Source organism: Hufsiella arboris (assembly GCF_009834875.1).
GTDB lineage: Bacteria > Bacteroidota > Bacteroidia > Sphingobacteriales > Sphingobacteriaceae > Hufsiella_A > Hufsiella_A arboris.
Map to the genome: position 1 here is coordinate 75,500 of NZ_WVHT01000005.1, position 13,905 is coordinate 89,404.

General features: G+C 39.7%; 11 protein-coding genes. All 11 read left to right on the forward strand.

What is annotated here, in order from left to right; all coding sequences use genetic code 11:
- Positions 1-37: 37 nt before the first annotated feature.
- Positions 38-1,960 (forward strand): NADH-quinone oxidoreductase subunit L, encoded by a 1,923-nt coding sequence (nuoL, locus tag GS399_RS11705; protein WP_160844824.1) that lies wholly within the window; start codon positions 38-40, stop codon positions 1,958-1,960.
- A 21-nt stretch (positions 1,961-1,981) separates the two neighbouring features.
- Entirely contained in the window at positions 1,982-3,445 is a 1,464-nt protein-coding gene (locus GS399_RS11710; protein ID WP_160844825.1) for a complex I subunit 4 family protein, read from the forward strand.
- A gap of 9 nt (positions 3,446-3,454) precedes the next feature.
- Positions 3,455-4,834 (forward strand): NADH-quinone oxidoreductase subunit N, encoded by a 1,380-nt coding sequence (locus GS399_RS11715; RefSeq protein WP_160844826.1) that lies wholly within the window; start codon positions 3,455-3,457, stop codon positions 4,832-4,834.
- Between the two features lie 51 nt (positions 4,835-4,885).
- Positions 4,886-5,521, forward strand: coding sequence for a DedA family protein (locus GS399_RS11720; protein WP_160844827.1), 636 nt, complete (start codon positions 4,886-4,888; stop codon positions 5,519-5,521).
- A 15-nt stretch (positions 5,522-5,536) separates the two neighbouring features.
- Positions 5,537-6,085: an inorganic diphosphatase gene (locus GS399_RS11725; RefSeq protein WP_160844828.1), complete on the forward strand. Its 549-nt coding sequence runs from the start codon at positions 5,537-5,539 to the stop codon at positions 6,083-6,085.
- 3 nt (positions 6,086-6,088) lie between these two features.
- Positions 6,089-7,408, forward strand: coding sequence for a hemolysin family protein (locus GS399_RS11730; protein ID WP_160844829.1), 1,320 nt, complete (start codon positions 6,089-6,091; stop codon positions 7,406-7,408).
- A gap of 5 nt (positions 7,409-7,413) precedes the next feature.
- Complete coding sequence (locus tag GS399_RS11735) at positions 7,414-8,121, forward strand: 16S rRNA (uracil(1498)-N(3))-methyltransferase (protein ID WP_160844830.1); 708 nt, start codon at positions 7,414-7,416, stop codon at positions 8,119-8,121.
- Entirely contained in the window at positions 8,118-8,774 is a 657-nt protein-coding gene (locus GS399_RS11740; protein ID WP_160844831.1) for a DUF4159 domain-containing protein, read from the forward strand. The genes GS399_RS11735 and GS399_RS11740 overlap by 4 nt, the downstream gene beginning before the upstream one ends.
- A 1-nt stretch (position 8,775) precedes the next feature.
- A complete protein-coding gene (locus GS399_RS11745; protein WP_160844832.1) occupies positions 8,776-9,270 on the forward strand; it encodes an acyl-CoA carboxylase biotin carboxyl carrier protein subunit in 495 nt (164 codons plus the stop codon).
- 107 nt (positions 9,271-9,377) lie between these two features.
- Entirely contained in the window at positions 9,378-12,476 is a 3,099-nt protein-coding gene (locus GS399_RS11750) for a SusC/RagA family TonB-linked outer membrane protein (RefSeq protein ID WP_160844833.1), read from the forward strand.
- Between the two features lie 4 nt (positions 12,477-12,480).
- Positions 12,481-13,830 (forward strand): RagB/SusD family nutrient uptake outer membrane protein, encoded by a 1,350-nt coding sequence (locus tag GS399_RS11755; RefSeq protein ID WP_160844834.1) that lies wholly within the window; start codon positions 12,481-12,483, stop codon positions 13,828-13,830.
- Positions 13,831-13,905: the final 75 nt, after the last annotated feature.

The window sequence follows — 13,905 nt, forward strand, 5'->3', positions numbered from 1 at the left end:
TTAAAGTTCAGGAACCTAAACAGTTCAATCATATAAAATGTCAGATCAAGTTTGGATTAATTTAGTTTGGTTAGTGCCACTTTTTCCATTGGTGGGATTTATTATCAACGGCCTTGGAAGAAACGTCATTCCGAAATCTGTTGTCGGCTTTATCGGAAGCGCAACAGTGTTCCTTTCCTTTGCTGTTAGCATAGCGATTTTTTCGGAGCTTAGTTCATCGCCGGTAAAAGCTTTCGAAATTCATCTTTTCGATTGGATCCAGGCGGGCTCGCTTACAATACCTCTATCGTTCTTGGTCGATCCGTTAAGTTCGTTAATGCTGTTGATAATTACCGGGATTGGATTTCTGATCCATGTGTATTCGACCGCTTATATGCATGATGACGCAGGATTCGCAAAGTTCTTTGCCTACCTCAACCTGTTTGTATTTTTCATGCTCTTACTCGTTTTAGGGTCGAACTACATCGTCATGTTTATCGGATGGGAAGGCGTTGGTTTATGCTCTTACTTATTGATAGGCTTTTGGTTTACAAATATCAACTATGCTTCTGCCGCTAAGAAAGCTTTTGTGATGAACCGTATCGGTGATCTTGGTTTTCTGATCGCAGTATTTGTAATATTTCAAACATTCGGAAGCGTAGAGTTCGCGAAAGTTTTTCCGGCGGCAGCAAATATGGTTTCCGGTAATGGGACGCTTCTTTTAATCACACTTTTATTATTCGTCGGAGCAACCGGAAAATCAGCCCAGATACCATTATTTACCTGGTTGCCGGATGCGATGGCTGGCCCTACGCCGGTTTCTGCGTTAATCCACGCGGCTACGATGGTAACTGCCGGTATTTATATGATCGCAAGATCAAATATCCTGTTTACGCTATCTCCTGTTACAATGGATGTGGTGGCTGTGATCGGACTGGCCACAGCGATTTTAGCAGCATTGATAGCGTTGACGCAAACCGATATTAAAAAAGTACTGGCTTATTCTACCGTATCTCAGCTCGGTTATATGTTCTTAGGTTTAGGCGTTGGCGCTTATACAGGCGCTTTCTTCCACGTAATGACTCATGCTTTCTTTAAAGCTCTATTGTTTTTGGGTGCGGGTTCTGTAATTCACGGAGTGAGCAATGAGCAGGATATGCGTTTGATGGGTGGTTTGAAAAAGAAAATGCCGACAACTTTTATAACCATGATGATCGGCACAATTGCTATTTCCGGGTTGCCGCCGTTCTCAGGATTCTTTTCGAAAGACGAGATACTTGCCCATGCTTACGAGCACAACAAGGCACTATGGGTGGTAGGAGTTATAGGAGCAATGTTTACTGCGTTTTATATGTTCCGTATGATGTTTCTCACTTTTTATGGATCTTTTAGAGGAACTCACGAACAGGAACATCATATACATGAATCACCAAAAGCGATGACTATCCCGCTAGTTGTCCTGGCAATATTGTCGGCAGTTGGCGGTGTAATTGGTTTGCCTGAAATTTTCGGGGGACATCACTGGTTATCCCGATTTCTAAATCCTGTATTAGAAAAATCGAACGCTTTAACAGAAAATATACCGTTGAGCCATTCAACAGAATATTTGTTAATGGCAGTGTCGGTCGCAGGAGCTTTAGTAGCTGCAATCATAGCTTATAGCAAGTATGTAAAGAAAGCGCATGTTCCTGTTGAAGATTTCGGTCCACGAAATGCATTTGCCCGGCTTTCTTATAACAAGTTTTACGTTGACGAGATATATGACGCCATCATCAGAAAACCACTTGACTGGCTGTCTGGGGCATTCTATAAATTCATTGAAAAATCAGGAATTGATGCGTTTGTGAACAGTTTGGGAAGCGGAGCTATGGAAGCAGGCAGAACCTTTAGATTATTCCAAACTGGGAATATTGGCTTTTATATATTCATGATGGTAATCGGCATTGTTGCATTGCTGGTTTATGGTTTTTACAAAATTTAATCTGACAGAGATTTATAAGTAATGGATTTACTTTTCATTTTATTTTTTCCATTAGTTGTCGCACTTGTTGCGCTGATAAATAAAAATTACAGCAAAGAGTCGGCGCTGATTGGTTCTGCAATCACATTTTTCTACACAGCAGCTCTGATAGCTAAGTTCCATCCGGACTCATCGACTCAGTTCTTAGTGAACTATCCATGGATGTATGCATTCGGAATAAATTTTAAGGCTGGGGTTGATGGTATAAATATATTGCTGATACTTCTAACCAACGCATTAATTCCATTAATCATTTTAGCGAGTTATCGCCATAAGTACGGCAATCCATCAGCTTTTTATGCACTTGTTCTGTTTATGCAGACAGGGTTGCTTATTGTATTTACAGCACTCGATGGATTTTTATTTTACGTAGGCTGGGAAGCAGCCTTAATACCGGTTTATTTCATCTGTGCTTTATGGGGTGGCGAAAATCGTATTCGCGTAAACCTGAAGTTTTTTGTCTATACCATTTTCGGTAGTTTGATAATGCTGATAGCAATCGTTTACCTGTATCTTCAAACACCAACCCATACGTTCGACATAGCTGCTTTTTATAATCTTACTTTGAGCGGAACCGAACAAAGCTGGATCTTCCTGGCTTTCTTCCTGGCATTTGCTATTAAAATGCCAATATTTCCATTTCATACATGGCAACCCGATACTTATACTGAAGCACCCACTGCCGGAACAATGCTTCTTTCAGGTATTATGCTCAAAATGGGGACTTATGGAGCTATCAGGTGGCTAATTCCTGTGGCACCGCTGGGATTTGTACAATGGGGCAAATGGGCGCTGGTTCTTGCTATAATTGGCATCGTCTACGCGTCTATTATCGCGTTCAGACAGAAGGATATTAAACGATTAATAGCTTATTCATCCATTGCGCACGTTGGACTAATCGCGGCCGGGATTTTTAGCTGGAATGTAGAAAGCCTCCAAGGAGCCCTGATTCAAATGCTCAACCATGGTATTAATGTTTTCGGACTGTTCTTTGTCGCTGATATAATTATCCGCAGGCTCAAAACACGTAATCTCGACGAGTTAGGCGGAATAGCTAAAAACGCGCCAAAATTTGCTATTGGTTTTTTAATTGTATTGTTAGGTACAGTTGCCTTGCCGATTACAAACGGCTTTATAGGAGAGTTTTTGTTATTGTTAGGAGTTTATCAGTATAACATATGGGCCGCCGCGGTAGCCGGACTTACAATTATATTAGGCGCTGTTTACATGCTGAGGATGTACCAAAAAGCAATGTTCGGGCCATCCAATGAATTGACATTAAAATTTACTGATCTCGACGGAACAGAACGGTCAATTTTTATGGTTGTCGGCGCACTGATCATTATTATCGGTATTTATCCTCAGCCGCTTCTTCATCTTTCCGATGCTGCAGTTACAAACCTGGTTCAGACCGTTAACGCAAAAATTCAATCAGTAAAATTCTGATAAGATATAATGAACACATTAATTACTATAACCGTTTTAGCCCTCGTTGTATTATACCTTGGACTTTTTAAGGCTAAAACTTTATTGTTGCCCGTTACAATTGGCGGCTTATTGGTTGCTTTGACGAATGCACTTTTACAGTGGAATCAGAATAACCAGCCAGTTTTCAAAGGGATGATGCAGTATGATAACTATGCTGTCGCGTTTTCCGCTTTGGCAATCAGTTCGACAATATTGATCCTGCTTTTATCGAAAAATTATTTTGAAAAGATCAGTGAACACGTAGCTGAATATTACACCATTATACTTTTTTCACTTGCAGGTATAGTTGTAATGGTTTCATACCACAACCTTTCGATGCTGTTTATCGGTATTGAGATTATGTCGGTAAGCCTTTATATCTTGGCGGGAATCAAGAAGAACGATTTCCGTTCTAATGAAGCGGCTTTGAAGTATTTCCTGATGGGCGCTTTCTCTACAGGGTTTTTGCTTTTCGGTATTGCCTTAATTTATGGCTCTGTATTTTCATTTGACCTGGAAGTGATCAAAAGCTATGTAAGCTTAAATCCCACTAAAATTTCGCCATTATTTTATTCGGGTATCTTGCTTATGCTGGTTGGACTGCTGTTTAAAGTTGGTGCGGCCCCGTTTCATTTCTGGACACCAGATGTGTATGACGGATCGCCAACCATTATAACCGCTTACATGAGCACCGTTGTTAAAACAGCCGGCTTCGCAGCTTTTTTACGTTTGTTCTGGTTTTGCTTTGCTCCATTACAACCGTTCTGGATGCCGGTTATTCTTATAATAACTATTGTTACTTTATTTGTGGGCAACATTACGGCTCTGTATCAGCAAAGTTTTAAACGCATGCTGGCTTATTCCAGTATATCACACGCCGGCTATATGTTGTTTGCTATTGTGGCCCTCGGTGGCAACTCTGGCTACGGGATATTTATTTACGCTCTGGCTTATAGCGCTGCGACTATTATTGCCTTCGCTACGCTTATGTTACTTCAAAATCAAACTGGCTCTGATTCATTCGACAGCTTTAACGGACTTGCAAAACGCAATCCTTTCCTGGCTTTTGTGCTGACTATTTCAATGTTGTCATTGGCGGGCATTCCATTAACGGCCGGGTTTATTGGAAAGTTCGTTATGTTTTCAAACGCTCTTTCTCAGTATCATATCTGGCTTGTTGTGCTTGCTGTAGTTAATGCTGTAATAGGAATATTTTATTACCTGCGTGTCGTCGTGGCAATGTATTTCAAACCAATTGATCGCAGCGAAGTGCCGGTTCCAGCATATTTCAAAATAGTTCTACTGGTTTCACTAGCAGTAACAATAGCTGTTGGTGTGTATCCTGCGCTCGTTACCAATCTGATCTGATACATCGGACTGATAATCAATTTATATTCGTACTTTTACGGATATTGACTTATGCAAGATATTTGGGATTCCCTGCAGCAAATCATTAATCCTGAAAAATTACTCAAAGACGGTGGCTTTTATGTCGTTCTCTTCGTTGTATTTGCTGAAACAGGCCTTTTTTTTGGATTTTTTCTTCCCGGCGATTACCTATTATTTCTTGCAGGAATGTTTACCGCTACCAACAGGCTTGATGTTAATATTTTCACCCTGACTATTGGATTAATTTTGGCGGCGATTGCTGGAAACTTCGCTGGTTACTGGTTTGGTAAGAGAACAGGCCCGCTTTTGTACCAACGCAAAGATTCATTTTTCTTCAAGCAGCGCTATTTATCTGCAGGTGAAAAATACTATAAAAAGCAGGGTGCGTTCGCGCTTATAATGGGAAGGTTTATACCTATTGTTCGAACTTTTGCACCGATATTTGCCGGTGTAATAGGCTTGGAATTTAAAAAGTTTGCGCTTTATAATGTTGTAGGAGCTGTTTTGTGGGTGACATCGCTTACCCTACTTGGTTACTTTCTCGGTATGCGCTTTCAGAAAGAAATTGACAGTTATCTATTTTACATTATCATTGGATTTGTTATAATTACAGCCGTCCCTCTTATTTGGACGTATTTTAAGAATCGGTTTGTGACAAAAGATTAGAATTAAATATATAGAATGAGTAAAAACCATCCTTGGCATGATTTATCGCCCGGCGATAATATTCCATCATCAGTAAACGCAGTAATAGAAATTCCGAAGGGCTCGAAAGCCAAATATGAAATAGAAAAGGAGACCGGCCTATTGAAGCTCGATAGGGTTTTATTTTCATCTGTAATGTACCCGGCAAATTATGGGTTTATTCCACAGACTTATTGCGATGACAAAGACCCGCTGGATATTTTGGTACTTTGTTCAGTTGATGTTTATCCTTTAAGTATTATTGAGGCTAAAGTTGTCGGTGTAATGCACATGGTTGACAACGGCGAACAGGATGATAAAATTATTGCGGTTGCGAAAAACGATATGTCCGTTAATTACATTGAAGATTTAGATGAACTTCCGCCACATACAATGAAAGAGATCGTCCGTTTCTTTCAGGATTATAAGGCTTTGGAACTTAAAAATGTTACCATTGAGCACCTTTTAGGCAAGAGATACGCGTATAAAGTTATTCAGGAAAGCTTAGAACTTTACAAAACGACTTTTGTTAACAATTCAAAATAACTAATGGGTTTCCAGATTTTTCTGACTTTTTTCCTGGTTTTTTTAAACGGATTTTTTGTGGCCGCAGAGTTTGCTATTGTAAAAGTGCGCGGCTCGCAAATTGAAATTAAAGCAAAATCTGGAAGCCGTGTTGCAAAAATTGCAAAAAATATTACCCATCATCTTGATGGCTATCTTGCTGCAACACAACTTGGTATAACACTTGCGTCCCTTGGTCTGGGTTGGGTCGGCGAAAGCGTAATGACCGAGATAGTCGTAAAGTTTTTCAATCTGTTTAACGTGGATATGACCCAAGGAATTGCTGTTAACGTAAGTCATATCCTCGCATTTTCATTAATAACCTTCCTGCACATTGTATTTGGCGAACTTGCTCCAAAGAGTTTGGCAATTCAGCGGCCCGTCGGCGTGACAATGACAACTTCATTGCCATTGCAGTTTTTCTATGTAATATTCAGGCCAGTTATCTGGTTATTAAACAGTTTTGCCAATCTGATACTCAAAGCGTTTGGTATTAGTTCGATAGACGGCCATGAGGCTCACCATAGTTCAGAGGAATTGCAGTATCTGCTTGAACAAGGTAAAGAAAGTGGTGCTTTAGACATCACCGAGCATGAGCTTATCAAAAACGTGTTTGATTTTAATGAACGGGTCGTTAAAAATATAATGGTTCCCAGAACAAAAATTTCAGGAGTGGAATTGAGTTCAACGCATCATGAATTACTTGACGTTATTATCAAAGAAGGTTATTCAAGAGTTCCTGTCTATGATGAAACTATCGACAAAATTGTTGGAGTGGTTCATGCAAAGGACATTTTGCCACTGCTGGCCGCTGATAAAGAATTGGTTTTAAAAGACATTATACGTAAACCTTATTTTATTCCTGAAACCAAAAAAATTAATGATCTGTTAACCGAGCTCCAATCTAAACGCATACAAATTGCTATCGTTTTAGACGAATTTGGTGGAACCGCAGGTATGGTGACACTGGAAGATATAGTTGAGGAAATAGTTGGTGAAATACAGGACGAGTACGACGAAGAAAAGCCAATCGTTGAAAAGTTATCTGACCGCGAATACATGGTGAATGCTTCGGCGAGTATTTACGACGTAAATGAATATTTACCTCACGATTTACCTGAAGACGGCGATTATGATACCGTTGCAGGTATGTTAAGTGATTTGTTTGGTAAAATCCCCGAGGTCGGCGAGCGTAGAGATTTCTACGGTTACACGTTTACCATACTAAAAAAGACCGATCAGAATATTGAATCGGTAAAACTTGAGCTTGTAATCAATAAATCAGAAATGGTTGACATGCATTGATTGCCATGCATCTTTTTTATACTCCCGATATCACGTTGTCAGCTCAGCAGTACACGCTAAGCGAAGAAGAAAGCAAGCATTGCTGCAGAGTATTAAGGCTTGAAGCAGGCGATCAAATCTATCTTATCGATGGCAAAGGAGGATTCTTTACGGGCCGTATAGACGAGGCAAATCCCAAAAGAGTTAAAGTTGAAATTGTCGACAAAACGGAGGGTTACGGTAAAAGAAACCATTACCTTCATATGGCAGTCGCGCCAACTAAAAACATCGATCGTTTCGAGTGGTTTCTTGAAAAAGCCACAGAAATAGGGATAGATGAAATTACACCACTGATATGTGATCGTTCCGAGCGCAAAGAAGTCAAAATTGACCGCCTCAATAAAGTCATAACGTCCGCTGTTAAACAATCGGTTACGGCTTATCACCCTGTTTTAAACGAGCCAAAACGAATGAAAGATTTGCTGTCACAGGACTTTTCCGGTCAGAAATTCATTGCCCATTGTGAAGAGGATGCTAAACAGGAATTGAGAAATACTATTCATTTGAAGAATCAATATCTGATATTGATCGGTCCTGAGGGAGATTTCAGCACAAATGAGATCAGTCAAAGCTTGAAATCCGGATTTATTCCGGTAACTTTAGGTAACACGCGCCTTCGGACTGAAACAGCAGCTCTGGAGGCTTGTTTTGAAGTCAATTTCCTGCATAGATGAAATTCAAATACTTTTTTTTGACATCCTTAATTGGGGTGTTAATCTGTTCGTTTGCGCCGCCTTCTTATAAAATGGCCAAGTTAAAGTATAACGGTGGCGGCGACTGGTATGGAGACAGAACAGCTTTACCTAACCTTATTGAGTTCTGCAATAGAAATCTCCATACAAACTTTGAAAAAGACGATGCTATTGTGGAAGTGGGGAGCCCGGATCTTTTTAATTACCCATTTGTTTTTTTAACAGGGCACGGTAATATTCAGTTTTCTGATCAGGAAGCAAAAAATTTGCGCGAATACCTGACTGGCGGCGGCTTCATTCACATAGACGATAACTACGGTTTAGATAAATTTATCCGGCCGCAAATGAAAAAGGTATTTCCTGAATTAAATTTTATTGAATTACCGATAAATCATCCCATCTATTCTCAAAAATTCAAACTCAATGGATTACCAAAAGTACATGAGCACGATGGAAAGAGGCCTCAGGGTTTTGCCCTAATCTACAAAGGCCGGGTGGTTTGTTTTTATACTTACGAATGCGATCTTGGAAATGGCTGGGAAGATCAGGGAACTTATGCCGGAGATTCTCCTCAAATACATGAGGCCGCTTTAAAAATGGGTGCCAACCTGGTCCAATATGCTTTGACTCAATAGGATGAAGAAAGCGACAGTCAATAAAACAATCAGTTTTGAGATAGACAATAAGACAAATGTTATATCGCCCGATGGAAAGCCTGTTTTGCTTGATATTAAAGGGGACAAAGGCAAGTTTCATGTCATTACCGACATGCGTTCTTTCAACGTAGAGATTATCGAAACAGAGGCAAATAGTAAGCAGTTCTTAGTCGCGGTAAATGGTAATGCCTATCACGTTCAGTTGAAAGACCAATATGATTTATTATTAGATCAAATGGGTTTAAATGACTCAACTTCAAATTCGATCTCAGATCTTAGAGCACCAATGCCTGGAATGGTGTTGGAAATACTTGTACAGCCTGGAGATATAGTGTCAAAAGGCGACAATTTGCTTGTTTTAGAGGCTATGAAGATGGAAAATTTAATTAAGTCTCCGATTGATGCCATTATTCGAGAAATAGTGGTAGTAAAAAGCCAAAAAATAGAGAAAGGGCAATTAATTTTTATATTTTAATTGCCGATAATTCAAAATATTATTTACTATACTGCTATTATTTAAAAAATTAATGTAATTGTGCTAGTTTTATTGTAAATTGTTCCAACAATTATTAAAATTAGCGTATGAATCGAAAATTACTAGGATTTATTCTGTTGTCTTTTGTGTTTTCTTTACAGTCTTTTGCTCAAAAAGCAGTAAGAGGTAAGGTTTCCGCGGCAGACGATGGTGTCGCACTGCCGGGAGTAAGTGTTACACTTAAAGGAACGAACAAAGGTACACAAACTGGGCCGGAAGGAGATTTTACTATTGAAGTGCCCGAAAATTCGACATTGATTTTTCGTTCTATTGGGTTCGAAACCAAGGAAATTGATGTTAAAGGTCCCATTTTGAATGTATCGTTAAAGTCGGAATCAAAACAACTTTCGGAAGTCGTTGTAATAGGTTTCGGAACACAAAAGCGGGCTGATCTTACAGGTAATGTGGCGCAGGTTAAAGGTGCAGATATTGCTGACGTTCCGGTCGCAAACTTCACCCAAGCTATTCAAGGTCGCGCAAGCGGCGTGATGGTTGAAGGCCAAAGCGGTAAAGTGGGCGGCGGTATTAAACTTCGTATTCGTGGCGCCGGATCTATTTCTGCGTCAAATGAACCGCTTTATGTTGTTGATGGTATTCCAATTAATACCGATGTCAATACGAGCGGCGGCGTAACCGGGAACGCATTATCTGACTTGAACTTTGACGACGTTGAATCTTTTGATATCCTTAAAGATGCATCCGCTGCTGCGATTTATGGATCTCGCGGCGCTAACGGCGTTGTGATCATTACCACAAAGAAGGGAAAATCTGGGAAGACGAACTTCTCCCTGGATATGCAGTATGGCGATAATAAGCCGACAAATCACAGAGAATTTTTTAATGCGGAACAATACGTCAATTATTTTTTAGCGGCCGCTGAAAATGGTGCAAAATATTATTGGAACCGTCAAAATGACTTAGCTCTTAACGATGAGTATACTTCCGAACAAGAGGTTGTAGATGATTGGGTGTCTGCTATGAAAGGGCGATTGAGACGTTATTCTGGTTATTCAGACTATACAACTTTACAAACTAATACAGATTGGGAAAGTTTGGCGTATAATGACAAAGCGCACAATGCAACTATAAACTTAAGTGCTTCCGGTGGAAATGAGAAGTCAAAGTTTTACACAAGTGGTTCATACGTTAAGCAAGACGGAATTTTAATTGGAAACAATTTAGAAAGGTATACGGGTCGGATCAACTTTGATAACCAAGCTTCTAAGATAGTATCATTTGGTTTTAATTTAGGATTGTCTGGTAGCAAAACACGCCGTGTTCAAGAGGATAATGAGTTTTCGACACCGATGCAAATTGTCGCTTTATCTCCTATAACACCAGTGCGTAACCAAAATGGAGATCTTTATGATACTCCAACTACGACCTATTACAATCCGCTGATCGATTACGAAGACGGGTCTTATTATTCACGCGCTTTTCGAAATCTGGGAAATGCTTATGCGAAAATTGATTTTGCGAAAAACTTGTTTTTCCGGTCAGAATTTGGTGTAGATCTTTTAAATCTTAATGACGATCAATATTATGGTCGGCTAACTCAGACTGGAAAATCAATAAACGGCTATGGGGAGAATAACTATTTAAAGTCATTTAATTATAATACCAACAACTACTTTAATTACCATGCTCTGCTTGGAAGCAAACATGATATTGAAGGAACGTTGGGGATGTCATATCAGCATTCCAGGACAGACCAAAATTATGTAATCGGGCAAGATTTCCCGGTAGATGATTTAAAGAAGCTCGCAAGCGCCGGTACGATTACAGGAGGAAGCTCGAGCACGAGCGAATATGCTTTCTTGTCGTACTTTTTAAGGGGTAATTATAAATTTAATGACAAGTATCTGCTTTCTGTAAGCGGTCGGGTAGACGGTTCATCGCGATTTGGAAATAACAACCGTTATGGATTTTTTCCTGCTGTGGCTGCAGGATGGATTATGTCAAACGAAAACTTCCTTAAAAATAACACGACCTTAAGTTTTTTAAAGCTTAAAGGTAGTTATGGCTTAACTGGTAATGCTGATGGAATTGGAAATTTCCCGCAGTTAGGATTGTATACGGGTGCTAAATATGCAAAAGTTTCAGATTTGGCTCCTTACCAGTTAGCTAACCCCGATTTGAAATGGGAGAAATCCGCTCAAGTAGATGTTGGCCTTGAATACGGCTTTATAAACAACAGGATATACGGTGAAGTTGATTATTATAACAAGAAAACTACTGATTTGTTATACAGTGTTCCTGTTCCCGGCACTTCTGGATTCTCGTCGATATATACAAACATCGGTTCCATGAAAAATTATGGGGTTGAATTCACCTTAAATACTCAGAATTTAGTTGGAAAATTCAGGTGGTCAACGTCCTTCAACGCTTCTTATAATAGAAACGAAATAACGAAACTGGATGGAATCAATACGATAATTCCAGGAAATGACGGACGATATCTAAATTCACTGATAGTGGGCGAACCGATTGGTGTGTTTTATGGTCCTAAGTATGCGGGCGCAGATCCTCAGAATGGTGACGCACTATATTACAAAAATGACGGCTCTTTAACGAACGATTATAATGAAGCGGGTGACTTTGTTGTAGGGAATCCAAATCCTAAATGGATCGGCGGCATGACAAACACATTTTCATACAAGGGATTTGAACTTAGTGTTCTATTGCAAGGTGTTTCTGGGAATAAAATAATGAATGGTGCCGGCGGATTTATGTCTGCAAATGCGGATTGGTTTGATAATCAAACAGTCGATCAGCTTAATAGCTGGAAAAAGCCTGGTGACGTAACAGAGGTTCCTGAAGCCAGGTGGAATTGGTCCGGCTCTATTCCAAACGGTTTGGGTGCATCCAACAGATATATTTCCGACGGATCTTATTTAAGATTTAAAACGGTAAATCTCGGATACTCATTGCCGAAATCGGTTGCTTCAAAATTACACGTTGACAGGGTGAGGCTTTATTTTGTAGGCCAAAATTTGTTTACAATTACAAATTATGATGGATGGGATCCTGAAGTAAATACTGATTATCGGGTTACCGGCACCAATGCAAACCGTAATCAGGGTTCTGATTTTTATTCAGCACCACAAATTAAATCATTCACATTCGGTATTAATCTTGGTTTTTAAGACTATGCGTATCAACATAAAACATATATTATTAGCAGGCCTGGTTGCTGTATCTGCAACTTCTTGCGACAAGGATTTAGATATCCTGCCTGAACAATATTTGGATGAATCTCAAGCGCTTGCGTCAGATGCTAACGTTAAGAAGGTTCTTCATGGCGCTTATAATGCATTAAGCTCAAGCTATTTATTGGGCGGGGATGCCCAGCTGTATTCTGAGTTGCTAGCCGCAGACGGGGAAATACGGTGGGTGGGAACCTTTAGTCAACCGAGAGAAATATACGGAAAGAACATTCTGACTACGAACTCTTATGTAAGAGATACATGGTTGAATGCTTATAATACTATTAATATTTGCAACAATGTTCTTGGAGCAATCGATAAGGTTGCTACTGCTGATCAGAATAGAGTAAAAGGCGAAGCCTCATTTATTCGCGGTCTTGTTTATTTTGAGCTGGTCGAATATTTTGCGAAGCCATATTCCGCGGGAGGCGCAGGCACTGATTTAGGAGTACCTATCTTATTAACAGGCACAACCGAAATTAGCGAAGAAAGTAAGGTTAAAAGGAATACAATCGAAGAGACATACAACCAGGCAATATCTGATCTAACGGCAGCCGAGTCGTTATTGCCGGTAACAAATGATGTGTATGCAACAAAAACCGCTTGCGCTGCAATTTTGTCCAGGGTTTATCTACAAATAGGTAAATATAATGAAGCGTTACAAGCGTCTAACCGTGCAATTGGTTATAACTCAAAAATCGTTCTGACGGACACATACGAAGAAGCATTTAATAACTCTGAAAATTCATCAGAAGATATATTTGCTATACAAGTCAACGAACAGGATGGCGCAAATGATATGCAATTGTTCTTTTCAATTCCAGATTATGGCGGTCGAGATGGAGATGTTGAGGTAACAGATAAACATCTCGCTCTGTACGAAGACGATGACGCGAGACTGGCATTATTTTATGAAGGAAGCGGTGCGATAAGAAGTGGTAAATGGAAGCTCCAATATAAAAATCTGCCAATTATACGCTTAGCAGAAATGTATCTGACAAGAGCGGAGTGTAACGCGCGTTTGACGTCTTCAATTGGCGATACGCCACAGAATGATCTTGATAAAATTCGCGATAGAGTTGGGCTAACATCAATTCCTGCTACGCTGGATAATATTGTAAAGGAAAGAAAACTTGAGCTTGCATTGGAAGGCCAAACTATTCACGACGCTAAACGGATGAAAAAATCTGTTGATGGCCTGCCTTACGATTCAAATAAATTAGTTTTTCCAATTCCTCAACGTGAAATGGACGCTAACAGTAATTTGATTCAGAATCCAGGTTATGGTGGTTAAAGATATATAACAACTTATTGATTAAACCCTGGCTCTTTTTAATAGTACCAGGGTTTTTTATTGTATTTCAATTTT